Origin of the sequence: uncultured Phascolarctobacterium sp., assembly GCF_902463975.1 — a bacterium.
In the GTDB taxonomy this organism is placed as follows: domain Bacteria; phylum Bacillota; class Negativicutes; order Acidaminococcales; family Acidaminococcaceae; genus Phascolarctobacterium_A.
On sequence record NZ_CABQHJ010000005.1, the window covers coordinates 16398 to 40344 of the forward strand.

General features: G+C 50.8%; 22 protein-coding genes and 1 other RNA gene. All 23 read left to right on the forward strand.

Features of this window, described 5'->3' with window-relative positions:
* The first annotated feature begins 58 nt into the window (after window positions 1-58).
* The 23 genes from ruvB to RDW05_RS02545 all read left to right on the forward strand — a co-directional run bounded on the left by ruvB (window position 59) and on the right by RDW05_RS02545 (window position 23945).
* Complete coding sequence (gene ruvB / locus RDW05_RS02435; RefSeq protein ID WP_307977718.1) at window positions 59-1066, forward strand: Holliday junction branch migration DNA helicase RuvB; 1008 nt, start codon at window positions 59-61, stop codon at window positions 1064-1066.
* A 26-nt stretch (window positions 1067-1092) separates the two neighbouring features.
* Window positions 1093-1695 (forward strand): epoxyqueuosine reductase QueH, encoded by a 603-nt coding sequence (locus tag RDW05_RS02440; RefSeq protein WP_307977719.1) that lies wholly within the window; start codon window positions 1093-1095, stop codon window positions 1693-1695.
* Between the two features lie 192 nt (window positions 1696-1887).
* The gene (locus RDW05_RS02445) at window positions 1888-3177 is read left to right on the forward strand and encodes a SpoIID/LytB domain-containing protein (protein WP_307977720.1); all 1290 of its coding nucleotides are present in this window, start codon (window positions 1888-1890) and stop codon (window positions 3175-3177) included.
* Between the two features lie 47 nt (window positions 3178-3224).
* On the forward strand, window positions 3225-4253 hold the full coding sequence (gene queA / locus RDW05_RS02450) for a tRNA preQ1(34) S-adenosylmethionine ribosyltransferase-isomerase QueA (RefSeq protein WP_021721032.1): 1029 nt from the start codon (window positions 3225-3227) through the stop codon (window positions 4251-4253).
* Between the two features lie 58 nt (window positions 4254-4311).
* Window positions 4312-5427 (forward strand): tRNA guanosine(34) transglycosylase Tgt, encoded by a 1116-nt coding sequence (gene tgt, locus RDW05_RS02455; protein WP_307977721.1) that lies wholly within the window; start codon window positions 4312-4314, stop codon window positions 5425-5427.
* A gap of 159 nt (window positions 5428-5586) precedes the next feature.
* Entirely contained in the window at window positions 5587-5859 is a 273-nt protein-coding gene (gene yajC / locus RDW05_RS02460) for a preprotein translocase subunit YajC (RefSeq protein WP_307977722.1), read from the forward strand.
* On the forward strand, window positions 5859-6443 hold the full coding sequence (locus tag RDW05_RS02465; protein WP_307977723.1) for a 5-formyltetrahydrofolate cyclo-ligase: 585 nt from the start codon (window positions 5859-5861) through the stop codon (window positions 6441-6443). The genes yajC and RDW05_RS02465 overlap by 1 nt, the downstream gene beginning before the upstream one ends.
* A 44-nt stretch (window positions 6444-6487) precedes the next feature.
* Window positions 6488-7726 carry a protein translocase subunit SecD gene (secD, locus tag RDW05_RS02470; RefSeq protein WP_293721622.1) on the forward strand — a complete coding sequence of 413 codons (1239 nt, stop codon included), beginning with the start codon at window positions 6488-6490 and terminating at the stop codon, window positions 7724-7726.
* Entirely contained in the window at window positions 7726-8610 is an 885-nt protein-coding gene (secF, locus tag RDW05_RS02475; RefSeq protein ID WP_307977724.1) for a protein translocase subunit SecF, read from the forward strand. Before secD ends, secF begins: the two co-directional genes overlap by 1 nt.
* A gap of 144 nt (window positions 8611-8754) precedes the next feature.
* Complete coding sequence (locus RDW05_RS02480) at window positions 8755-9531, forward strand: YdcF family protein (RefSeq protein WP_307977725.1); 777 nt, start codon at window positions 8755-8757, stop codon at window positions 9529-9531.
* Between the two features lie 106 nt (window positions 9532-9637).
* Window positions 9638-10573: an ABC transporter substrate-binding protein gene (locus RDW05_RS02485; RefSeq protein ID WP_304103211.1), complete on the forward strand. Its 936-nt coding sequence runs from the start codon at window positions 9638-9640 to the stop codon at window positions 10571-10573.
* 18 nt (window positions 10574-10591) lie between these two features.
* Entirely contained in the window at window positions 10592-11323 is a 732-nt protein-coding gene (locus tag RDW05_RS02490; protein WP_307977726.1) for a hypothetical protein, read from the forward strand.
* Between the two features lie 189 nt (window positions 11324-11512).
* Window positions 11513-11860: a LapA family protein gene (locus RDW05_RS02495; RefSeq protein ID WP_307977727.1), complete on the forward strand. Its 348-nt coding sequence runs from the start codon at window positions 11513-11515 to the stop codon at window positions 11858-11860.
* The gene (recJ, locus tag RDW05_RS02500; RefSeq protein WP_307977728.1) at window positions 11857-14211 is read left to right on the forward strand and encodes a single-stranded-DNA-specific exonuclease RecJ; all 2355 of its coding nucleotides are present in this window, start codon (window positions 11857-11859) and stop codon (window positions 14209-14211) included. The genes RDW05_RS02495 and recJ overlap by 4 nt, the downstream gene beginning before the upstream one ends.
* A 25-nt stretch (window positions 14212-14236) precedes the next feature.
* A complete protein-coding gene (locus RDW05_RS02505; RefSeq protein WP_307977729.1) occupies window positions 14237-16486 on the forward strand; it encodes a bifunctional (p)ppGpp synthetase/guanosine-3',5'-bis(diphosphate) 3'-pyrophosphohydrolase in 2250 nt (749 codons plus the stop codon).
* Window positions 16483-16932, forward strand: a complete 450-nt coding sequence (dtd, locus tag RDW05_RS02510; protein ID WP_307977730.1) for a D-aminoacyl-tRNA deacylase — start codon at window positions 16483-16485, stop codon at window positions 16930-16932. The genes RDW05_RS02505 and dtd overlap by 4 nt, the downstream gene beginning before the upstream one ends.
* 37 nt (window positions 16933-16969) lie before the next feature.
* Window positions 16970-17596 carry an MBL fold metallo-hydrolase gene (locus RDW05_RS02515; RefSeq protein ID WP_307977731.1) on the forward strand — a complete coding sequence of 209 codons (627 nt, stop codon included), beginning with the start codon at window positions 16970-16972 and terminating at the stop codon, window positions 17594-17596.
* A 6-nt stretch (window positions 17597-17602) separates the two neighbouring features.
* The gene (locus RDW05_RS02520) at window positions 17603-18673 is read left to right on the forward strand and encodes an AI-2E family transporter (protein ID WP_293809795.1); all 1071 of its coding nucleotides are present in this window, start codon (window positions 17603-17605) and stop codon (window positions 18671-18673) included.
* Window positions 18674-20140 (forward strand): coproporphyrinogen dehydrogenase HemZ, encoded by a 1467-nt coding sequence (gene hemZ / locus RDW05_RS02525; protein ID WP_307977732.1) that lies wholly within the window; start codon window positions 18674-18676, stop codon window positions 20138-20140. It abuts the gene before it with no gap.
* A 33-nt stretch (window positions 20141-20173) separates the two neighbouring features.
* Entirely contained in the window at window positions 20174-21433 is a 1260-nt protein-coding gene (gene hisS, locus RDW05_RS02530) for a histidine--tRNA ligase (RefSeq protein WP_009146275.1), read from the forward strand.
* 15 nt (window positions 21434-21448) lie between these two features.
* A complete protein-coding gene (gene aspS / locus RDW05_RS02535) occupies window positions 21449-23245 on the forward strand; it encodes an aspartate--tRNA ligase (protein WP_009146276.1) in 1797 nt (598 codons plus the stop codon).
* Window positions 23246-23388: 143 nt separating this feature from the next.
* Window positions 23389-23572, forward strand: a non-coding RNA gene (ssrS, locus tag RDW05_RS02540) — 6S RNA.
* A gap of 73 nt (window positions 23573-23645) precedes the next feature.
* The gene (locus tag RDW05_RS02545) at window positions 23646-23945 is read left to right on the forward strand and encodes a type II toxin-antitoxin system RelB/DinJ family antitoxin (protein ID WP_293813224.1); all 300 of its coding nucleotides are present in this window, start codon (window positions 23646-23648) and stop codon (window positions 23943-23945) included.
* The last annotated feature ends 2 nt before the right edge of the window (window positions 23946-23947 follow it).

A 23947-nucleotide genomic window follows, 5' to 3' on the forward strand; every position in this document is an offset into this window, starting at 1 on the left:
GTCTGGCGGTATTTGAGCCTGCAGCAGTAGGCTGCACAAGGCTTACTAGGAGGAACTTATGGAATTTGATGATAGAATTATTGCCGGGGCGGAACAGGAAGCAGATGGCTGGCAGTACAGCCTGCGTCCGCGTCTGTTAAATGAATATATAGGTCAGACGCAGGTCAAGGATAATCTGTCTATTTTCATTAAGGCTGCCGCTGCCCGCCACGAAGCGCTTGACCATGTGCTGCTGTTTGGGCCTCCGGGTTTGGGCAAAACTACGCTGGCCAACATTATTGCCAATGAGCTTAATGTCAACATCCGCGTTACCAGCGGACCGGCGATTGAACGTCAGGGAGATTTGGCAGCAATTCTGACTAACCTTGGCGACAATGATGTACTGTTTATTGACGAAATCCACCGCCTGTCCAAGACGGTAGAGGAAATCCTGTATTCCGCTATGGAGGATTTTGCCTTAGATATTATTATCGGCAAGGGTCCTGCGGCGCGCAGCGTGCGTCTGGACCTGCCGCATTTTACGCTTATCGGCGCTACCACGCGCTTGGGTGCGATAGCAGCACCTTTGCGTGACCGCTTCGGCGTGCAGTGCTGCCTGGAGTTTTACAAGCCGGAGGAGCTGCAGTTCATTATTACGCGTGCAGCGGAAATCCTTAATGTAAAAATTGACAAGGAAGGCGCTATGGAAATTGCCCGCCGCAGCAGAGGTACCCCGCGTATTGCGAACCGTCTGCTGAAGCGTGTGCGCGATTTCGCTCAGGTGCTGGGTGTGGAGGTCATCAACAGTCAGCTGGCAGACGAAGCGCTGGCCAAGCTGGAGGTTGACCGCTACGGCTTCGACCGCAACGACCGCAAAATTTTGACGACCATCGTCAAAACCTTCGGCGGCGGCCCTGTTGGCATTGAAACGATTGCCGCAGCCGTGAGCGAGGAGTCCTCAACCATTGAGGATGTAATCGAGCCGTATCTGATGCAGCAGGGAATGCTGAACCGCACCTCGCGCGGACGTATGGCAACACGCGAAACCTATAGATATCTGGGAATGCCGTTTCCCGAAAATCAGTAAAGCAGCCAAGCTGCTCAGGAGGAAAAATGAAATTATTATTACATGCCTGCTGCGGTCCCTGTGCCTGCTACCCTACGGAGCAGCTGACGGCGGCGGGAACGGATTTTGATATTTTGTTTTTTAATCCTAACATTCATCCGTACAGGGAGTTCAAGCACAGGCTGAGCACCCTGCGGGAGTTTTGTGAGAAGAAACGCTACAATCTTATTATCGACAAAAGCTATCCTATCGAGGAATGCATCCGCGGTATGCTGTCAGAGCCTACCGTGCGCTGTGCCTTCTGCTACCGTATGCGTCTGCGCTATGCGGCGCAGTTTGCCAAAGAAAACGGCTATGATGCTTTTTCTACTACGCTGCTTGTCAGTCCGTACCAAAAGCATGAGCTGATTAAAAAAGAGGCAGAGGCAGCAGCGGCGGAGTTCGGTATTCCGTTCTATTATGAGGACTTCCGCGTCGGCTATCAGCGCGGTGTGGATATCAGCCTGGAGCTGGGGCTGTATCGCCAGCAGTACTGCGGCTGTGTCTTCAGCGAGCGTGACCGCTACGAAATCCGCAAAAAGCCTAAGGCGGAAGCAACGAAGGATAAGTTTGTGGTTGTAAGCAAAAATATTAAAATGGTGAACAGATAATTAGGGTAAAATAACCCTCAGTCAAAATCACGTCAGTGATTTTGACAGCTCCCTTGCAGGGAGCATATAGAAGTCCGAAGTAATTGCCAACTGGAATCTTTATGATAGCCCATGATATCTTCCCTGAAAGGGAAGGTGGCTGCGAGCGAAGCGAGCAGACGGAAGGGTTGTGCGAAAATCGAGGAAAAGTATATGCTTAGAAAATTACTGATACTGTCTGTACTGTTATTTACTTTTATATTTGCCTCTGCTGCAGTTGCCGCCGAGCAAATCCGCATAGGAATTGTTGTGGGGCAGGCAACGGCAGAGCTGAGCTGTGAGGATGAATTCACAGTGCGTGATTCATCGGGCAAAACGACAACGATGCCCAAGGGAAAATATTTCATCCATGCGCAGCAGGGAAAGCTTTTCTTTGATGATAACAATGTATTTGGTAATGAAGCTGTTGTTGCTGCGGCGGCAGGCAAAAAGTCACCGCAAATCAATAAACGCAGTTATAAAGGGGATTTTCAACTGCAGGCCGAGCAGGGCGATAAGCTTTTAGTAGTCAACAGACTGCCGCTGGAGGATTATCTGGCGAGCGTGCTGCCGGCCAAAACGATGTCCGTATGGCCTGATGAGGTTATCAAGGCGCAGGCGGTTGCTGCCCGCAGCTACGCTTTATATAAAATGCAGCACAGCGATAAGGCCTATGCTTTACTTGCGACCGACAGGGAGCTGCCTTACGGAGGCACCGGCAAGCGTATTGAAAAGGATGCTGTGACGAAGCTGATTCAGGCGACGAAGGGACAGTATCTTGCTGATGCTTACGGTAATGCGATAGAGGCTGTCACTACTTCAAGCAGCGGCGGCAGAACCGAAAGCGCGCTGAATCTGCGCGGTACTGCCGTAAGCTATCTGCAGTCGGTAGAGGATTACGACAGCGACAGCCCGGAATATACCTGGGAAAGTCGCATTGCTCCGGTGCTTCTGGAAAGCCTGGCAGCGCAGCGCGGTTATACCACCGGCAAGCTGACGAGCATACGTCTGTCACCGCTCGATGATGCAGGTGTTGACAGAACGCCCACGGGACGGGTAAAATATATTATCCTTTCAGGTGAGGCCGGCGCTGTCAAAATCAGCGGCAGCGAGCTGCAGGACCTGTTAGGCCTTAACAGCACCTTATTTGATATCGAAACCGGTACACCGGTACCGGAAACGCTCAAGGTGCCTATCGAAGATCATTACGGTATGGAAATAGGCAGCAAGGATATAGGCATTAAGGTCAATGAGTCGAAAAAGCCCGTCTGGAAAAATTTAGTGCGCAGCTACCATTTATTGAGCGGCGGTAAGGAAGAGAAAATTATTTTCCGCGGCAAGGGCAAAGGCTCCGGCCTCGGTTTGAGTGCCTGGGGTGCGCGCGGTATGGCTAACGCCGATGCCAAGGCTACCTATAAAACGATTCTGGCACACTATTATCCCGGAATTCAGCTTGTTCGTTAGCAGGAAGCTATGTGTCCTGTAATATATAAGAAAAGAGAGAATTTTGCATGTTAGTAACTGATTTTGATTATGAGCTTCCACAGGAGCTTATTGCTCAGCATCCTATGGAGCCGCGCGATCATTCGCGCCTGCTGGTTGTTGACAAAAAGACCGGTGAAATTGAGCATAAGCATTTTTATGATCTGGTAAATTATCTTAAGCCCGGCGATGTGCTGGTGTTTAATGATACCCGTGTTATTCCCGCGCGTCTGCACGGCACGAAGGATACCGGCGCCCATGTCGAGGTATTCCTGCTGACCCGTAGAGATGCAACCGACTGGGAGGTTCTGGTACGCCCCGGCAAAAAGCTGCAGGTTGGTGCCAAGATTAACTTCAGCGATGAATTAAGCTGCGAGGTTATCGAGCACACCGACTTCGGCGGACGCGTAGTACGCTTTAAGTATGACGGTATCTTCGAAGAAATTCTTGACCGTCTGGGTGAAACTCCTCTGCCGCCGTATATCACGGCACCGCTGGAGGATAAGGAGCGCTACCAGACTGTTTATAACCGTGAGCGCGGCAGTGCTGCCGCTCCGACTGCAGGCCTGCACTTTACCAAAGAGCTGCTGCAGAAAATCAAGGAAATCGGCTGCGAAGAGGTTTTTGTAACTCTGCATGTAGGCCTTGGTACCTTCCGTCCCGTAAGCGAGGCGAAGATTGAAGACCACAAGATGCATAAGGAGTTCTACACGGTATCGCAGGAGGCTGCGGATGCTGTTAATAAGGCGAAGGCTGAAGGACGCCGCATCATCGCAGTAGGTACTACGGCAGTACGCACCCTGGAGGCTGCGGGCGCTGACGGTCAGCTGCACGCCGGCAGCAGCTGGACGAATATCTTCATCTACCCCGGTTACAAATTCCGTCTGGTGGATGACCTCGTAACCAACTTCCATCTGCCGCAGAGCACACTGCTGATGCTGGTAAGCACTCTGTCTACCCGTGAGATTATGCTGCAGACCTACAAGAAGGCGGTTGAAGAAAAATATCGCTTCTTCTCCTTTGGCGATGCCATGTTTATTACAGACCTCAATAAATAAGATTTTTTGCCTTCGTCGCAAAGCCGAAGGCGCTGATAAATATTTTTAGGAGATGCATATGACTAAACACGCAGTAACCTACGAACTAATTAAAGAATGTCCGCGCAGCGGTGCGCGTCTTGGCCGCTTGCATACGCCGCATGGTACCTTTGAAACTCCGATGTTTATGCCTGTCGGCACACAGGCAACGGTAAAAACTCTGGCACCGGAAGAGCTGTACGATATGGGCAGCCAGGTTATTTTGTCGAATACCTATCATCTGTTTTTGCGTCCCGGTCACGAACTGGTGCGCAAGGCAGGCGGTCTGCATAAGTTTATGAACTATAAACGCGGTATGCTTACCGACAGCGGCGGCTTCCAGGTATTCAGCCTGGGCGCTATGCGCAAAATCACCGAAGAGGGCGTAATGTTCCGCTCGCATATCGACGGCAGCAAGCAGTTCCTCTCCCCGGAGGTTTCTACTCAGGTGCAGGAGGCACTGGGCGCTGATATCGCGATGGCCTTTGACGAATGCATTCCGTATCCCGCAGATTTTGATTACGCCAAGCGTTCTACCGAGCGTACTACTCGCTGGGCTAAGCGCTGCCTAGAAACGCATATGCGAGAGGACCAGTCCATGTTCGGTATCGTGCAGGGCGGTATGTATCCTGAGCTGCGCCGCATGAGCGTGCAGCAGCTGACGGAGCTTGACTTCGCTGGCTACGGTATTGGCGGTCTGTCCGTAGGCGAGCCTAAGCCGATGATGTACGATATCCTTTCGCAAACCACCGAGCTGATGCCGAAGGATAAGGCACGCTATCTGATGGGCGTAGGCACTGCCGACTGCATTGTAGAGGCAGTAAACCTGGGCGTTGATATGTTTGACTGTGTATTCCCGACACGTGTTGCCAGAAACGGTACCGCTATGACGCATACCGGCCGTCTGGTAGTACGCAACGCAACCTACGCAGAGGATTTCCGTCCGATTGAGGAAGGCTGCGACTGCTATGCCTGCCGCAACTTCAGCCGTGCTTATATCCGTCATCTGTTCAAAGCAGAGGAGATTTTCGGTCTGAGACTCTTGTCTATTCACAATCTGCATTTCCTGCTGCATTTTGCCAAGGAAATCCGTGAGGCAATCGCTAATGACTGCTTCCCTGAATTCCGCGAAAGATTCTTAGAAAATTATCGTTGATAACAAGGATTTTTCCGATTTACAGAGAATATATAGAAGTGGTATAAATAAACCAAACTATTGCATACTAAAAGGTTTGCAAGAGGAACCTGCAAATATGTCCGAATTTGCGGGAAGTGATAAAATGTGGAGGTGTTCAATATGCAAGGTGGAGATACAATGGCTTTGCTCAATTCTCTCTGGCCCTTTGTTTTAATGGGCGGCATATTCTATTTCATGCTGTGGAAACCCCAAAAAAGAGAGCAGCAGAAAAGACAGGATTTGTTAAATAGCCTTAAGGAAGGCGACGAAATCATTACCATAGGCGGTATCTATGGTAAGATTACTGCTATTTCCGAAAAACGCGTTAAGGTAGAGATTGCCGAAGGCGTAGTAATCGAAATGGCACGCAACGCTGTCAGCGGCTTCCAAAACCCCGCTAAAAATGCCTGATGGTGATTGCAGAAGAAAAAGTTGAGCTGCGCAAGTATTTTAAAAGGCTGCGGTCACAATTGACCGCAGAGCAGGCTGCCTCCGGCAGCCTGCTGACTGCCCGTCAGATACTGGCCTGTGATGCATATCGCAAAGCGAACTGCATCATGGGCTATTTGGCTTTTGGCAATGAGCTGTCTGTAGACCTGGTTTTGCAGCAGGCCTTGTGCGACGGCAAGACTGTTGCCGTGCCTCTTGTGCAGTCGGCAACGGAGATGGCTCCTGTTCAGCTGGAAAACATGCTGGACTTTGAGCTTGACCGTTACGGCATCCGCAGCGTCCGCCAACCGGCGAAGCTGCTGCAGCCGCAGCAGCTTGACCTTGTACTGGTGCCAGGAGTGGCCTTCGGCCGCGACGGCAGCAGACTGGGGATGGGCGCGGGCTATTACGACCGTTTTCTGCCGCAGGCGGAAAACGCATTGCTCATGGGCATCGCTTACGATGCTTTTATTCAGCCGAGTCTGCCGCGGGATGAATTTGACGTGCTTGTACAGCTTTTAGCAAGTGAAAGCGGGATTACCACTCTCAGTCCGCTTAGCTTATAAATTAAATCCAGTTAATCCAAAAAAATCTTAAGGAGGAAGTTATTTTGCGTTGGAATGAATTCGGGAAATTTCTGATTGTCGCTTTGGCGATTATCGGCGGTTTCTGCGTATACATCTCGCCTCTGGCTAATTCCATTAAACAGGGCTTGGATCTGCAAGGTGGTACTCATGTAGTTTTACAGGCTGTGGATACGCCGGAACTTAAGGTTGACGATGACGCTGTCAACCGCAGTGTAAAGGTTATTGAGCGTCGTGTAAATGAGTTGGGCCTGACCGAGCCTGTTATTCAGCGTCAGGGCAAGGATCGTATTATTGTTGAGCTGCCGGGCGTAAAGGACCCTGAAAAAGCTATTGCTATGCTGGGCCGTACCGCTATGCTGCAGTTCAAGGATGAAAGCGGCAAGGTTGTTCTCACAGGCAGTGACCTGAAGGACGCTAAGGCACAGGTTTCCCAAGGCAATCAGGCTGTAGTAGGCCTGGAATTTAATGATGAGGGCGGCAAAAAATTTGCTGACCTTACTGCCCGCAATGTAGGCAAAAAAATCGCTATCGAGCTTGACGGCCAGGTACTGACAGCTCCTGTAGTACAGGAAGCTATCACCGGCGGTCATGCACAGATTTCTGGCTCCCGTAACGTTGAGGAAGCCGAGCATCTGGCAATCCTGCTGCGCAGCGGCAGTCTGCCGGTTAAAATCGAAGTTATGGAAAACCGTACCGTTGGTCCTACCCTCGGTCAGGATTCCAAAGACAAGAGTGTTAAGGCCTTCAGCATCGGTATCATCGGCGTATTTGTATTTATGCTTCTGTTCTACCGTCTGGCAGGTGTAGTTGCGGACATTGCTCTGCTGCTGTACGTAATGCTGCTGCTGCTGGTAATGCGTTATCTGGGTGCAACACTGACACTGCCCGGTATCGCAGGTATTATCCTGTCTGTCGGCATGGCGGTTGACGCTAACGTACTGATTTTCGAACGCTTCAAGGAAGAGGTTAAGCGCGGCAAAACTCTGCGCAGTGCGATGGATTCCGGCTTTGGCCGCGCTATCGTAACCATCCTTGACTCCAACCTTACTACTATCATGGCTGCAGCCGTACTGTTCTACCTGGGCACCGGTCCTATCAAGGGCTTTGCTGTTACCCTGGCACTTGGTACCTTGCTGAGTATGTTTACCGCAGTAACCGTTACCAAATTCCTGCTGCGCTTTTTGATTTACAGTAACATCACCAAGAGTCCCTTCCTGTTTGGTGCAAAAGCACCGAAAGCAAAAGAGGAGGTGGCTAAATAATGAAGTTCTCTATCGTTAAGCGTTATAAAATTTTCTTCGCTATTACCATCACCTTCCTGATTATCGGTATCGGCTCCATGCTTTTCAAGGGCTTTAACCTGGGCATTGACTTTACCGGCGGCAGTATCATGGATTTGGAATTCAAAAATCCTGTTACCGTTTCTCAGGTACGTGAGGTGCTTAAAGAAAAGGATCTGGGCAATGCTATTATCCAGCTGGAAAGCAGCGACAGCAATGCCAAGAGCTCTAAGGGCGTGCTGATTCGTACCGGCGTTATCAGCGACGAGCAGCGTCAGCAGGTAATGACCGACCTGAAGAGCAAGGTTGGTGACTTTGCTATCCAGCGTGTTGAAAACGTTGGTGCTACCGTCGGCAGCGAGCTGATTCAACAGGCTGTTATGGCGATTGTGCTTTCCTGGTTCCTGATGATTGCTTATATCACCATCCGCTTTGAATTCCGCTTTGCTCTGGCAGCTATTGTCGCTTTGATTATCGACGTACTGGTAACTCTGAGCTATTTCTCCCTGTTCCATATGGAGCTTGATTCCTCCTTCGTTGCAGCTTTGCTGACGGTTATAGGTTATTCTGTCAACGGTACCATCGTTATCTTCGACCGTATCCGTGAAAACCTGAAAATCCATCGCCGTAGCGAAAGCATGACGGAAATGGTAGACAATAGCATCTGGCAGACCATGGGACGCAGTATCTATACTGTAGGTACCTCTCTGTTTGCTGTTGTAGCTATCTTTATCTGGGGCGGTGAAACTATCCGCAACTTCTCCTTTGCTATGCTGGTAGGCTTCTCCAGTGGTGCTTATACCTCCACCTTCCTCGCAGGTCCGTTATGGATGATGCTGCGTAAGCTGAAACCCGGCAGAGATTAAAATTAAAACTATAGCCTGTGTGCATTCGGAAAAACGAATGCCGCAGGCTATTTTTCTTGTTTTTGGCGGCTGAAAAAGCTACAATAATAGGTGATATCGCAAGAGAAGCTTTTGCTTTTATTGGTGTTGTTAAGGAGAACTGGAATGATTTATATTTTGAAATTTATCGCAGCCTTTTTGCTGCCTCCGGGTTTGTTTGTGCTGCTGGGAATAATCTTGAGTGTTTATTTATGGCGGCAGCGCAAGCGCTTCGGCCGTTTTACGTTCAGCTTAAGCGCTGTTTTGACGCTGCTGTTATATTTCAGCTCTACCTTATTGGGAGCCAAGCTGTTGGGGCAGCCGTTGGAGAACCGTTACAGCCAGCAGCAGCCTGCTTCTGCGCAGGTTATAGTTGTTCTGGGCGGCGGCAGCGTCGGTTCCGCACCGGACGGTACTGAGCGCGGCGGCCTGATGTCGGCCGGAGCGGCGCGCCTGCTGACGGCAGCGCGTCTGGCAAAGCAGCATTCGCTGCCGGTGATCATCAGCGGCGGGCAGGTATTCAGCGACGGCGTGAGCGAGGCGCTTGTCGCCGAGCGTATTCTGCTGCAGCTGGGGCTGCCGCAGGAGCAGATTATCGTCGAAACGCAGGCCAGAACAACGAAGGAAAATGCTGCCTATACTGCTGCGCTCTGCCATGAACGTGGCTATAAAAACGTGCTGCTGCTGACAAGTGCGCTGCATATGCCTCGCAGCATGCAGTTCTTTGAGCGTTATTTAGGTGAGCAGGGCGTTAAGGTTGCCGCCTATCCCTGTGATTATACACTCAACCCGCAGGGTAAGTTTAACCCGCGCTGGCTGGTGCCGCAGCTGCAGGCCTTTGACGTTACCTGTATGGCTTTACACGAATATGCGGGGATGGCAGGTGCTTTTTTACAGCGTTAAAATGCAGTAGTCAGCTGCAAGCAGCCTGTGAATTTGCATATTTTCCACCTTTTTTGTATAATAAGTAACAGATAGAAACAAATATTATTTTTGGGTGAGGTATATTATGAAAAAAATTCTGTTCTTAGTTTGCCTGATGCTGTGTCTGCTGCTTGCCGGCTGCGGACCGCAGGAAAAGAATACCGCCGACAGCGGTAAGATTTTGTACACGGTGACGGATGCAACAGGCACCAAGCTGAGCTTCAGCGAAAAGCCGCAGCGCATTGTGAGCCTGAACGTATCTGCCGATGAAATTTTGCTGGATATGGTTGACAGTAAGCGCTTGGCAGCCTTGTCGCTGCTGGCTGACGATTCCGGTATCTGCAGTGCCGGTGACAAGGTCAAATCCGTCAAGGGCAGAGCGCAAGGAAGCAATCTGGAAAGCGTGCTGGCCATGCAGCCTGATCTTGTTATCATCCCGGATTATACCGTGGAGCCGATTCAGGGACTGCGCAGCGCGGGACTCAAGGTTTATGTGTGCCATACGCCGAACAATGTGCAGGATATCTTCAAGTTTATCAAGGAAATCGGCTCTGCCGTAGGTGAAGAAGCTAAGGGCGAGGAGATGGCAAAAAACATGGAAGCGCAGCTGGAGGCTGTGCGCAAGCAGGCGCTGCAGGCTGCAGGTGATAAGCCGCTTAATGTGCTGGCGCTGTCCTTTACCGGACCGCTGGGCATGAGGGGCACCTTCAGCGGCCTGTGCTATTATGCAGGCGTACATAACGCGCTGGACGGCATGGATATTCCGTATCAGGGGAACCTGTCGGAGGAAAAAATGCTGGAGCTTAATCCGGAGCTGATTATCACTCCGAGCTGGGATTACAGTAAAAAAGGCGACCCGGAGCAATTCCGTCAGCGCATTTTACAAAATCCGGCCTATAAAAGCATTAAGGCTGTAAAAAACGGCCGCGTACAAAGCCTGCATGACAATTATTTATACAGTACTTCGCAATATACTGTCAAGGCTGTGCAGGAGCTGGCACATGCCGCTTACGGAATTTAGTTAGGAGATGCAGTGGCAATGAGATTGCTCAAAACAATTGGTCTGACACTTTTATTGGCAGTGGGAATGCAGCTGTGTGCTGCTGCCGAGAAGCAGGAAGCGTTTTATACGGGTGAAAAAATCAAAGGATATGACAAGGGCAGCTTTGTTGTGCTGGAAGAGGATGATATTAACTTCCGCAGCGCCGCCGAGGACGGCAGTGTTTTGAAGGTGCTGCCGCATCATTCACTGCTGCGTGTTATCCGCCAAAGCGGTGACTGGCTGGAGGCCGAATCGGACGGTGTGGACGGTTTTATCTACGCGCCCTATACCGTTGCCGGAAGCAGGGACGAGCTGACGCAGGAGGATTTTGCTCTTGGCTATGCAGCACTCGGACAGCAGTTTGACGAGCAGGAGGCCGAGAAGCGCTTAGGTGCCGTCAAGCAGGAGAAAGTAGATAAAAAGCGTAAGCAGATAAACTATACATTTGAGGGTGCCGTAATCAGTGTTGCCCGCAAAAAAAAGGCTGTGGAGGCAATCCGCGTAGTCGATCCCAAGTATATTACAATGCGTGGCGTAAGCATCGGTGACAGTGCCGGCCGAGCTGTGGGGCAGTACGGCCTGCCTGATGCGGTTGTTTATGCTGCCGATAATACGACCTACGAATATTTTTGGCAGGATGATAAGGAGCAGCCGCTGCGTTTTGCGCTGGAGGTTGACAAGCAGAGCCGTGTGACAGCCTTTATCCTGGAGAAGCTGAGGGAAAAATAACAGTCTGCGCTCAGTCTTTGCAGACAAGATACAACCAGGCCTTAAATGAGTATGTATACACTAAAAATCCTGCTTCATAAGCAGGATTTTTTTGTGTGCTGGCAGAATTATAACAGTTATAATATATTAAAATTTATACTAAAGGAGTTGAGCTGAATGCCGTTTTTAATCTTAGTTATAATTATTTGTATGATAGTAGCATTGTTTGCCGTGCAGAATGCGGTAGCAGTGTCCTTGAACTTTGTTTTCTGGAGCTTCAGCGCTTCACTGGTGCTGGTAATACTCGGTGCGTTTTTAATGGGCGTGCTGGTTGCCACCTGCTTCTTGCTGACAATGAAGGCCAAGCATTATCTGAAGGATAAAAAAATGCGTGAGGAAATGCAGCAGTTGCAGGCAGAAAACAAACGCCTGCAGGAGCGCGTTGCCATGCTGCAGCACACCCAGCTGTTGCACAACGAGGCGGCACAGGCAGATGCTGCCAAGCAGGCTGAGCCGGCTGCAGAAAAGACTGCTGCCGAGAGCGGTAGCCGCCAATGATGCACAAGGAACGAATTTGGGATATAAAAGAATATAACAGTCAGATGGCTGACTATTTGGCGGAGGAGCTGAATATTTCGCCGATGGTCACCGGTATTTTGCTGGAGCGCGGTCTGCAGGATGCAGCTTCAATGCGTGATTTTCTTTACGGCAGTGCTACACCCTTTCATGATCCGTTTTTGCTGAAGGATATGCAGCACTCGGTTGAGCGTATAGAGCGGGCCTTGGCGGCAGGCGAGCAGATTACGGTTTACGGCGACTATGATGTGGACGGAATCAGTGCCTCCTCCTTGCTGTACCTGTATCTGAAGCAGCGCGGCGGCAGGGTTGCCACCTACATTCCGCAGCGTAAAAGCGAGGGCTACGGCCTTAATGACGAAGCATTGAAAAATATTGCGGAGAAGGGTACGACACTGGTTATTACCGTGGACTGCGGCATTAGCGGTCTGCGCGAGGTAGCCAATGCACCGAAATCTCTGGATATTATTATTACGGACCACCATACGGTGCCGGAGGTTCTGCCTCCTGCCTACGCAATTATCAACGCCAAGCAGCGTGACTGCGGCTATCCGTTTAAGGATTTGAGCGGTGTAGGTATTGCCTTCAAGCTGTGTCAGGCGCTGGAGCAGCGCGAGCCGGGCAGGCTGCCGGAGTGGCAGGAACTTACAGAGCTGGCGGCGCTTGGAACGGTGGCGGATATTGTGCCGCTGGTTGGCGAAAACCGCGAGCTGGTGCGCCGTGGCCTGAAGGCTATGGAAACAACGAAGCTGGTGGGATTGCGTGCTTTGATTAAGGCCAGCGGCTGTCCGGAAACGGGCATTGCTTCCGATAACATCGGCTTTGGTCTGGCACCGCGCCTGAACGCTGTGGGCAGGCTGGAGCATGCGCAGCTGGCGGTGGAGCTTTTGGTAACCGACGACAGCGTAAAGGCGGAGAGAATTGCCGCCGAGCTTAACCGTGAAAACACACTGCGGCAGGAAATCAGCCGTCAGATTATGGAAGAGGCAGAAGCACAGCTGGCGCAGGAAAAGCATATAGATACGGCAATCGTGCTTGCTTCCGAGGGCTGGCATCAGGGCGTTATCGGTATCGTAGCATCGCGCCTGGTAGACAAGTACCACCTGCCGACGATTCTGATAAGCCTGAACAACGGCGTTGCCAAGGGCAGCTGCCGCAGTATTCCGGCGCTCAATCTTTACGAAGCAATAGATGCCGAACGTGATTTGCTGACGCAGTACGGCGGTCACCATCAGGCTGCGGGTCTCACGCTGCCGGCAGATAAGCTGCCGGAATTTACGCGTCGCTTCCGCGAATACGTTGCGCAAAAGCTGCGTCCGGAGGATTATCTGCCGCATCAGGCGATTGACTGTGTTTTGAGCGGCAGCAGTGAAATCAGTATCAGGGATTTGGAGCAGCTGGCACTGCTGGAGCCCTGCGGCTGCGAAAATCAGGCACCTGTATTTGCCTTCCGTCAGGCGCTGCTGCACAATCAGCGCGCTATGGGTAAGGAGCGCAATCATTTGCAGTTTGTGCTGGATAAGGGCTATAATTCCTATCGCGGTCTGATGTGGAACAATGCGGATTTACTGCCGTATATGTTTGAAAATATGGTGGCTGATGTTGCCTTTCAGCCGAAAATAAATGTCTGGAATAACGAAACGAGCGTGCAGCTGCAGGCCGTAAGCATTCATCAGCAGGTGACGCTGGGGGATATGCGTCAGGCTGCCGATGATAAATGGCGTCTGCTGCTGGGCTTGGCCAAGGTGCATAACAAGGTGCTTGCTTATACCGAAGATAAGCAGTCGCTGCCCGCCGAGGTGCTGCAGACTGCGGGGGATTATCTGGAGCTGGCTTCTTATGAGGAGGCTGCCGGGATGAGCAAGGAAAGGCTGCAGCAGGCCGAAGAAATAGTGCTGTTGGATTTGCCTGCTTATCCGCTGGCGGATATTATGCGCAGATTGCGGCAGCAGGGAGCAAAACATGTAACGCTGCTCTTTAATCAGCCGGATTTGCAGGAGCGCTTGCAGCGACTGGCTTTGACGCATCCGGACAGGGATGCGATGATGCAGGCCTATAAGCTGGTGATGAATGCACTTAAAATGCGGACAACTGTGAGCGTCGAAGAGCTTTTGTCTGCTCATGCGGAACAAATAAGTGAACAAGCTGTAAAAATTATGGAAGAGCTTGGCTTTATCCGCTATAATAATGGTATAATAGAAAAAGCTGCTATTAAACGCTGCTCGCTGGAGGATGCACCCCTATATGTAACCCTGCAGCAGGAAAGAGAGCGTTTGGAGCACATTTATAAAGAAAATTACCGCCTGAGTCAGCACGAGCTGTTGCGCTGCTGATGAAGTGCAGATGGGAGTGGGGAGAATGCCCTCAACAAACGCAATAACTAATATTACTGATATAGATGAATTGTTTGCGCGTATAGAAGAATATCTTACGCCGGAGCAGGTAGCTTTTGTCCGTAAGGCCTATGAGCTGGCAGCCAAGGCACACGCTGCGCAGACACGTAAATCCGGTGAACCGTACATCATCCATCCGATTGGCGTTGTCAGCATCCTTGTGGGATTGCAGATGGATGACAAAACATTGGCTGCTGCCTTTCTGCATGATGTAGTAGAGGATACGGATTATAAGCTGGACTATATCAAAGAGCAGTTCGGCACCGTGGTAGCAAACCTGGTAGACGGTGTTACCAAGCTGGGTAAAATCGAATATATTTCCAAGGAAGACCGCCAGATTGAAAACTACCGCAAAATGTTTTTGGCGATGGCACGCGATATCCGCGTTGTACTGATTAAGCTGGCTGACCGTCTGCATAATATGCGCACGATGAAGTATATGCCGGTGCATAAGCAGCAGTCTATTTCCCGGGAAACATTGGAGATTTATGCGCCGTTGGCACATCGTCTTGGTATCTATACCATTAAATGGGAGCTGGAGGATCTGGCCTTCCGTTATATGGAGCCGGATATTTATTACGACCTGGTAGAGCAGGTAAAAATTAAACGCCGTGAGCGCGAGGATATGATTAACGAGGCTATGACAACGTTGAAGGACGCTGTCGAGAAGGCCGGTATCCGCTGCGAAATTCAGGGCAGACCGAAAAACTTTTACAGCATTCATAAGAAAATGCTGCGTGACCATAAGCAGCTGAGCGAAATTTATGATCTGCTGGCTATCCGTGTGCTGGTAGACACCGTGAAGGACTGCTATGGCACGCTGGGTATCGTACACAGCATGTGGCGTCCTATTCCGGGCCGCTTCAAGGACTATGTAGCGGTGCCGAAATCCAATATGTATCAGTCCTTGCATACGACTGTGCTTTCTAATGGCGGTCAGCCGCTGGAAATCCAAATCCGTACCTTTGAGATGCACCGCATCAGCGAATACGGTATCGCTGCGCACTGGCGCTATAAGGAAAGCGGCGGCAGCAAGCCGTCTGCCGGCGGTGACAAGGGCTTTGATGCCAAGCTGAGCTGGCTGCGTCAGCTGCTGGAATGGCACAAGGATATGAATGATTCGCGTGACTTTGTCAACACGGTCAAGATGGATATCTTCGCCGATGAGGTCTTTGTCTTTACGCCGCGAGGTGATGTTATCGACCTACCTGTTGGCAGTGTGCCGATTGACTTCGCTTACCGCATCCATACGGATGTAGGCAACCGCTGCGTAGGTGCCAAGGTCAACGGACGCATCGTACCGCTTGACTACCAGCTGAAGAACGGCGATATCGTAGAGGTTATCACCTCCAAGCAGTCCAACGGCCCGAGCCGTGACTGGATTAATGTCGTAGGCTCTTCCGATACACGCAACAAAATCAAAAGCTGGTTCAAGAAGGAGCGCCGTGAGGAAAATATCGTCAAGGGCCGTGAAATGCTGGAGCGTGAGGTTAAACGCCTCGGATACGAGCCTAAGGTGCTGATGTCTCCAGAAAAACTGAAGGAAGCAGGCAGCAAAATCCGCATCGATACGGATGAAAATCTGCTGGCAACACTGGGCTACGGCGGTGTTACACTGAACACTGTTATGTCCAAGCTGGTGGAAATCTATAAAAAAGAGCAGAAGCTGGAAACGACTAAGGACCTGGCGCAGGTACTGGCAGAGCTGAAGCCGCGTAAATCTAAGGCTAAGGCCAGCCACGGCATCCTCGTTAAGGGCGAGGAAGGCATCATGGTTAAGCTGGCGCGCTGCTGCAACCCGATTCCCGGCGACCCGGTTATCGGCTATATTACGCGTGGCAGCGGCATTTCCGTACACCGTGCGGACTGCCCCAATATTCTGACCAATAATCCCGAGGAGCAGCGTCGCTTAATTGAGGTTGCCTGGGATGTAGGCATTGATGATGTCTATAAGGTTAATATCGTGATTACGTCCATAGACAGAACTGGACTGATGAGCGATATTATGAATGTGACGAGCGAAACGAAGATTAATATTTTCTCGCTTGCATGTCATACAGATAAAAATAAAATTGCTACCATGCACATGGGACTTGATATCATGAGCCTGGAGCAGCTGGAATATTTTATGAACCGTATCCGCCGCATGAAGGGTGTTTATTCTGTTGAACGCCTGATTTCTACGGCGAACGGCAGCGGAGGCAAGAAGAAATGAGAGCAGTTGTGCAGCGTGTAGACCGCGCCAGTGTTACTGTAGATGAAAAGATTACCGGCGAGGTACAGAAGGGCCTTCTGGTGCTTTTGGGTGTGGCCGAGGGCGATACCGATAAGGATCTGGCCTATATTATCGACAAGGTGTGCGGCATGCGCATTTTTGAGGATGAGGCAGGCAAGATGAACCTGTCGGTGAAGGATGTAGGCGGTGCGATTCTGGCGGTTTCTCAGTTTACTCTGTGCGGTGACTGCCGCCACGGCAAGCGTCCGTCCTTTACGGCTGCTGCAGCGTCCGATGTGGCCAACGCTTACTATGAGCGCTTTGTCGACGGCTGCCGCAAGGCAGGATTGCCGGTAGAAACAGGCATCTTTCGTGCGCATATGCTGGTAGAGCTGGTGAACAACGGTCCGGTAACTATTTTGCTGGACAGCACGAAGCTGTTATAATTATATTGTGCATAGATTTATCAACGGAGGTTGAAGAATGAAGATTTATCATGTTGAAGCAGGTATGCTTGCTACCAACTGTTACTTTGCCGTAAACGAAGCTATCGGTGAAGGAGTTATTTTCGATCCGGGCGGAGATTGCCCGACCATTATGCGAATGATTGAGCAGGCCAAAGCCAAGGTTGTCGCTATTGTGCTGACTCACGGCCACAGCGACCACATCGGTGCGTTGGCAGAGCTGCGCAAGGCTACAGGTGCGCCGGTATATATCGGCGAGGATGATGCCGACTGCCTGACACAGCCGAACAGAAACTTGTCCTTCTTTATCGGTGAAGAATTGAAAAATGAGCCTGCGGACCACCTTGTACATGACGGTGATGTGCTGGAGCTGGCAGGCATGAAGTTTGAAGCCTTTGCTACGCCGGGACATACCAAAGGCGGCTTCTGCTATTACTACGCGCCGGGCAAGGTAGTTTTTGCCGGTGATACTATTTTCTGCGAATCTATCGGACGCACCGATTTGCCGGGAGGCAGCTATCGCGCACTCATCCAGTCCATCAAAACAAAGCTGATGGTGCTTGATGATGACGTTAAGCTGCTGCCGGGCCACGGACCTACTACTACCGTGGGCTGGGAGCGTCGCAGGAATCCTTTCCTGCAATAAAACATCATGCTGAAATATTGGCCTCAAATACGTAAAAGCACCTTCTTTAAGCTGGGTGTTGTTACGGCAATCTCTTATGTTTTATATTTAATGGCGGGCTTCCTGCTGCCGTTGCTGCTGGCAGTAGGCCTGGCCTTCGCACTTTATCCGCTGGTTAATGCTATCGCGCAGGTGCGCATGGCGCACGGCATGATTAAGCTGTCGCGCGTAGTGGCGATTATCCTGGCATTGCTGGCCTTTTGTATCTTTATTGTTATGATTATCGGCTTCATCATTCTGCCGCTCTTCGGGCAGATGAACGAGTTCCTGCAAAAGCTGCCGGCATTGGCCGCCAAATCCAATATCCAGGATTTGGACAGCATGCTTAAGGACCCGTCTACCATTCCGCTCTTGCCGTCCGATTTCAATATGCTGGTCAACGGTCTGCTGAACTGGGCGATGGGCTTTGTAGGAACGGTGCTGCGTAATCTTGTGCAGTCCAGTCTGGGGATTGTGCAGAGCTTGATAGGCCTGATTATCGTGCCCTTCCTTGCCTTTTATTTTCTTAAGGACTGGCGTGAGCTGCGCTTGATGGTGATTAATCTGTTCAACTACGACGCGCAGGAGAAGGCGGCGGAGGTTGTGGACGAAATCGGCAGAACCATGAGCGCCTATGTGCGCGGTATGGGCAAGCTGAGCCTGATTTCCGGCTTCGTTATTACCATCGGCACGGCCTTTTTGGGTATAGACTTTCCACTGGTGCTCGGCTTTTGGGCCATCCTTGCCGAAACGGTACCGGTAGTAGGACCACTGATGGGCGCTGTGCCTGCCGTGTTTATCGCATACGGTCAGGCGCCGGAGGCTGCCTTCCATGTAGCGCTTTTTTATCTGGTATATTATCAGCTGGATGCCAATTTTATTATGCCTAAGCTCATGGGTCAAAAGATTGATTTGCATCCTGTAGTTTTGATTATCAGCCTGCTCATCGGTGCTAAGCTGTTCGGTATTCTCGGTATGGTTTTTGCCGTGCCGGTAGCAGCAATCTACAGAGTGCTGTACAAGCAGCTGTGGCATGCCGGTGAAGGACGGGAGAATTAAATGTTTTTTTGCTTACGTAATACATTGGAGCTGGATGTTACGCGGCCTGTGAGCGACATGGCCGCATTTTTTGGCTATCAGCCGGCGCCGTCTGCCGCGCTGACGCTGACGCTTGTGCGCGGGCACGGCTGCGTCAGCGCCTGCCTGCAAGGTGCGGAGCAAAGCTTTACAGCTAGCGAGCCTTGCAGCGAAGCTGCGGCGAGCGGCGAGGTAACGCGTTGCGTGAAGCTTGTCGTGCTGAAGGTTTTTGCCGAGCTTACCGGCCTGCAGCCTAAGCTGCCCTGGGGGATTCTCACAGGCGTGCGCCCGACGAAGCTGGCGCATAAGCTGCTGGACAGCGGTGTGGATGCTGCGGCCTTGCCGGAATATCTGAGCGAAAATTATTTGCTGCCAATGGCGCAGGGAAGGCTGCTTACGGATATTGCTCTGAAGCAGAAGCACATCCTCAGCGACAGTACGCGCCTTACGGATACCGGTATTTATATCGGCGTGCCGTATTGTCCTTCGCGCTGCAGCTATTGCTCGTTCCCGGCGGGAATTGTGCCGCAGGACGAAGAATCTCAGCAAAACTTTGTAAATATGATTGAACAAGACCTGCAAAATGTGGTACAATTAATAGGTATGCATAGCTTGCGTGTAAAATCACTTTATATCGGCGGCGGTACGCCCACGAGCCTGAGTGATAAAGTATTTGCACGTTTGCTGCAGGCAGTGGAACGAAGAATGCTGCAAAGCAACTGCGAAGGCTTGCGGTATCTGCGCGAGTTTACGGTGGAGGCCGGTCGCCCGGACTGCTTCAGTGCGGCTAAATTGGCAGCAATGGAGGCGGCGGGAGTGAACCGCATCAGCGTCAATTCGCAAAGCTTCCATGACAAAACGCTGCAGCTGATAGGCAGGCGCCATAGCGTCAGGGATTTTTACAATGCCTATGAGCTTGTGCGCAAAAGCAGGATTCCTGTTGTGAATGTGGATCTGATTATCGGTCTGCCGCAGGAAACGGAGCAGGAGATTGCATATTCTCTGGAGCAGGCAGTGAAGCTGGCGCCGGAGAATCTTACTGTGCATACGCTTACGCTGAAGCGCAGTGCGCCGCTCTTTCAAAAGCAGGAGCAGGCAGTGCTGACTACGCAGGCAGCGGAAAAAATGGTGCAGCGGGCCGCTGAGATGGCTGCTGCGATAGGGTTAGAGCCTTACTATCTGTACCGCCAGCATTATATGTTGGGGCATCTGGCAAACATCGGTTATGCCAAGCCCGGTACGGAAAGTATCTATAATATCCAGATGATGGAGGAACGTCATCCGGTGATTGGTGTGGGACCTGCATCTGCCAGCAAGGTGCCTTTGCCTGACGGACACCATCTGCATAAACTGAATATGCCGAAAAATGTGGCAGTGTATGGGGCGCGCCTGCAGGAGCTGGCAGAGCGTCGCCGTGATTTGTTTAATATAGAAGGCACAGACCTGTAAATGGGTATGAGTGCCGTTAGGAGAGGATAGAATATGCTGACAACAGCACCCAGAGGTACGAAGGATATTATGCCTTCCGACGTTAACGCATGGCGTTATCTGGAAGAAACCATGCGCAAGATTTGCGCGCAATATGGCTACAAAGAAATCAGAACTCCTGTGTTTGAGCATACAGAGCTGTTCCAACGCGGTATCGGTGATACCACCGACGTAGTTGAAAAGGAAATGTATACCTTTACCGACCGCGGTAACCGCAGTATTACCCTGCGTCCGGAAAACACCGCCAGTGCTGTCCGCGCTTACGTTGAGCATAAGCTGAGCAAGGATGACGCTGCCACGAAGTTCTATTACATCGGACCTATGTTCCGTTATGACCGTCCGCAGGCAGGCCGTCTGCGTGAGTTCCACCAGTTCGGTGTGGAAGCTCTGGGCGTAACCGGTCCGAATGTCGATGCGGAAATCATTCTGCTGGCTGTGCAGGTACTGCAAAGCCTGGGCCTGAAGGATTTAAAGCTGAAAATCAATTCCGTAGGCTGCCCCAAATGCCGTCCGCAGCACAGAGAAAAGCTGCAGGCTTTCTTCAAGCCTAATTTTGACGAGCTGTGCAAGGATTGCCAGGGCCGTTTCGACCGTAATCCGCTGCGTCTTTTGGACTGCAAAAATCCGCACTGCCATGAGCTGGGCGAGGGCGCACCGAGCCTGGAAGAATGCCTGTGCGATGAATGCAAGGAACACTTTGAGGGCCTGAAGCAGCTGCTGACCGCTGCAGGTGTTGAATATGAGGTTGACCACAATCTTGTGCGCGGCCTTGATTATTATACAAAAACTGCTTTTGAAATCCAGTACGCTCCGCTGGGCGCACAGAGCGCTGTTTGCGGCGGCGGCCGTTACGACGGACTGGTACAGGAAATCAGCGGTGACGAAGCCCGCCCCGGCATCGGTTTTGCTATGGGTATGGAGCGCGTGCTGCTGGCTCTGGAGAAGCAGAATCTGCTGCCGGAATTTGATGAAAGCATTGACGCTTATGTTGTCTGCCCCAAGCAGGAAAACTTTGCGCTGGCCTTCAAAACTGCCATCGAGCTGCGTCGCGCAGGCTTTAAAGTTGAATACGACTTTAACGGCCGCAGCATGAAGTCTCAGATGAAGCAGGCCAACAAATTCCAAGCTAAGCAAGTGTTAATATTTGGCGAGGATGAGCTCAGCCGTAATGCCGTTACTGTGCGTAACATGGCAACAAGCGAGCAACATGAAATCGCTGTTAATGATATTATTAGTTATTTCAATACTTTATAAGTAGAGGTGCTAAAGATGATTAATGAAAAACGCAGCCATCATTGTGGTGTGCTGACCAAGGAGCAAGCCGGCGAACAGGTTGTACTGTGCGGCTGGGTTGCTAAACGACGTGACCACGGCGGATTGATTTTTATCGATTTGCGTGACCGCAGCGGTATCGTGCAGGTTGTTGCCGATCCCGAAAGCGCAGGCAGCAGCTTCAAAACTGCCGAAGACATCCGTAACGAATATGTTATCAAAGTAATTGGTAATGTACGTCTGCGTGATGAGGACACCATCAACGAAAACATTCCTACCGGTACTATCGAAGTACTGGCACATGATATCGAAGTGCTGAACGGTGCTAAAACTCCTCCGTTCTACATCAAAGACGGCATTGATACTGATGAAAACCTGCGTCTGAAATACCGTTATCTGGACCTGCGCCGTCCGGAAATGCAACGCAATCTGATTCTGCGTCACAAAGTTGCTAAGCTGATGCGCGACTATCTTGATGATAATCATTTTCTCGAGATTGAAACTCCGATGCTGTGCAAATCCACTCCGGAGGGTGCTCGTGACTACCTCGTTCCGAGCCGTGTAAACCCCGGCAAGTTCTATGCACTGCCGCAATCTCCGCAAATCTTCAAACAGCTGCTGATGGTAGCTGGTATGGAGCGTTATTTCCAAATCGCACGTTGCTTCCGTGATGAGGATCTGCGTGCCGATCGTCAGCCGGAATTCACCCAACTGGATATGGAAATGTCCTTCATGGAAGTTGACGAAATCCTGGAGCTGATGGAAGGCTTAATCCACCACATCTTCAAGGGTGCTCTGGGCAAGGATATCCAGATTCCTTTCCAACGTCTGACCTGGGACGATGCTATGGATCGTTTCGGCAGCGATAAACCGGACCTGCGCTTCGGCATGGAGCTGAAAAATGTCAGCGAAGCTGTTCAAGGCTGCACCTTCCAGGTATTCAACAATGTTATCGCTAACGGCGGTCAGGTAAAATGCATTAACGTTAAGGGTTATGCAGATATTCCGCGTCGTCAGCTGGATGAGCTCGTTAAATTCTGCGGCATCTACGGTGCTAAGGGTATGGCTTGGCTGCAATTCCCGGCAGAAGGCGGCGTAAAATCCTCCATCGCTAAATTCTTCAGCGATGAAAACATCGAAGCAATCAAAAAAGCTGCTGAAGTTGAAGCAGGTGACCTGCTGCTCTTCGTTGCCGATAAACCGTCTGTAGTTGCTGCTTCTCTGGGCGCACTGCGTATCGAAATGGCTAAACGCCGTGGTCTGATTGATCCGGATAAGCTGGCCTTCACCTGGGTTGTTGACTTCCCGATGTTCGAGTACAACGAGGAAGAAAAACGTTATGTTGCAATGCACCATCCGTTCACCGCTCCGCGTGACGAGGACCTGCCGCTGCTGCTGACCAACCCCGGCAAGGTTTATGCTAAAGCTTATGATATGGTTCTGAACGGCACTGAAATCGGCGGCGGTTCCATCCGTATCCATCGCCGCGACGTACAGAAGAAGGTATTCGAAGCTATCGGCCTGTCCGATGAGGAAGCACAAGAGAAGTTTGGCTTCATGATGAACGCATTCGAATACGGTGCTCCGCCACACGGTGGTCTGGCATTCGGTCTTGACCGTCTGATCATGATTATGGCTCAGCGCGATTCTATCCGCGACGTAATTGCTTTCCCGAAAACTCAGAGCGCATCTGACCTGATGACTCAGGCTCCTAACGATGTTGATGAAAAACAGCTGCGTGAGCTGCACATCAAAACCAGCCTGCTGATGAAGAAGGACAAAGAAGACAAATAAGCACTTTAGCCTGCTTCTGTCAAGAGGATAAAGCAAAATAAATATTCAAAAATTTTTAATGGAAGCGTTGAAAAACGCTTCCATTTTTGGTATTATATGTATGTCGATAGAAGTTAAAGACAATTGAAGAATAGTTGTTAATTATACCCCTGCGATGTTCGTTACATTGCTCCAAAGGTTTTGAGCCAACACTCTAACCTAGGGAGCCTGATACTCCTTCTTTCAAAAACATGCCTCCTTTGAGTGGACGTTTGCGATTGGTAGGGAAGGCACCCACCTGCACATGCAGGTTCAAAACACGGAGCTGGACGGCATTGTGGGGATTAATTTTTGCCAAAAATCAATGTATTGCGTTTTGCAATACATTGATGCTATAATGAGTGTGAAAGGTGGGATTTCTATGGTAGCCAAAAGTGCAAATGTAAGTGTAAGAGTTGAGCCTGATATTAAAGCTCAGGCAGAGGCAATCTTAGAACAATTAGGTATTTCTGCATCATCGTTTATTAACATGACTTATAGGCAGGTTATCCTGAAACGTGGTATACCTTTTGCTGTTACCATACCGCATAGCTTGCCGACACGCGATTCTATGAGTGATGAAGAATTTGAGCAAATGATTAGTGCCAGCTTGGAGCAGGCTAAAAGAGGAGAGAGTATTCCTTTTGGAGAAGCAATGGATAAGCTTATGCGAGGTCTGTAGCT

Bases quoted from the DNA above. Each gene is read 5' to 3' on its own strand.
- tgt (WP_307977721.1), top strand. From the start codon at position 4,312: ATGACTAAACACGCAGTAACCTACGAACTAATTAAAGAATGTCCGCGC.
- yajC (WP_307977722.1), top strand. From the start codon at position 5,587: ATGGCTTTGCTCAATTCTCTCTGGCCCTTTGTTTTAATGGGCGGCATA.
- RDW05_RS02445 (WP_307977720.1), top strand. From the start codon at position 1,888: ATGCTTAGAAAATTACTGATACTGTCTGTACTGTTATTTACTTTTATA.
- RDW05_RS02440 (WP_307977719.1), top strand. From the start codon at position 1,093: ATGAAATTATTATTACATGCCTGCTGCGGTCCCTGTGCCTGCTACCCT.
- RDW05_RS02520 (WP_293809795.1), top strand. From the start codon at position 17,603: ATGCTGAAATATTGGCCTCAAATACGTAAAAGCACCTTCTTTAAGCTG.
- recJ (WP_307977728.1), top strand. From the start codon at position 11,857: ATGATGCACAAGGAACGAATTTGGGATATAAAAGAATATAACAGTCAG.
- RDW05_RS02465 (WP_307977723.1), top strand. From the start codon at position 5,859: ATGGTGATTGCAGAAGAAAAAGTTGAGCTGCGCAAGTATTTTAAAAGG.
- ruvB (WP_307977718.1), top strand. From the start codon at position 59: ATGGAATTTGATGATAGAATTATTGCCGGGGCGGAACAGGAAGCAGAT.
- hisS (WP_009146275.1), top strand. From the start codon at position 20,174: ATGCTGACAACAGCACCCAGAGGTACGAAGGATATTATGCCTTCCGAC.
- hemZ (WP_307977732.1), top strand. From the start codon at position 18,674: ATGTTTTTTTGCTTACGTAATACATTGGAGCTGGATGTTACGCGGCCT.
- RDW05_RS02545 (WP_293813224.1), top strand. From the start codon at position 23,646: ATGGTAGCCAAAAGTGCAAATGTAAGTGTAAGAGTTGAGCCTGATATT.
- RDW05_RS02495 (WP_307977727.1), top strand. From the start codon at position 11,513: ATGATAGTAGCATTGTTTGCCGTGCAGAATGCGGTAGCAGTGTCCTTG.
- secF (WP_307977724.1), top strand. From the start codon at position 7,726: ATGAAGTTCTCTATCGTTAAGCGTTATAAAATTTTCTTCGCTATTACC.
- dtd (WP_307977730.1), top strand. From the start codon at position 16,483: ATGAGAGCAGTTGTGCAGCGTGTAGACCGCGCCAGTGTTACTGTAGAT.
- RDW05_RS02485 (WP_304103211.1), top strand. From the start codon at position 9,638: ATGAAAAAAATTCTGTTCTTAGTTTGCCTGATGCTGTGTCTGCTGCTT.
- RDW05_RS02490 (WP_307977726.1), top strand. From the start codon at position 10,592: ATGAGATTGCTCAAAACAATTGGTCTGACACTTTTATTGGCAGTGGGA.
- RDW05_RS02480 (WP_307977725.1), top strand. From the start codon at position 8,755: ATGATTTATATTTTGAAATTTATCGCAGCCTTTTTGCTGCCTCCGGGT.
- queA (WP_021721032.1), top strand. From the start codon at position 3,225: ATGTTAGTAACTGATTTTGATTATGAGCTTCCACAGGAGCTTATTGCT.
- aspS (WP_009146276.1), top strand. From the start codon at position 21,449: ATGATTAATGAAAAACGCAGCCATCATTGTGGTGTGCTGACCAAGGAG.
- RDW05_RS02505 (WP_307977729.1), top strand. From the start codon at position 14,237: ATGCCCTCAACAAACGCAATAACTAATATTACTGATATAGATGAATTG.
- RDW05_RS02515 (WP_307977731.1), top strand. From the start codon at position 16,970: ATGAAGATTTATCATGTTGAAGCAGGTATGCTTGCTACCAACTGTTAC.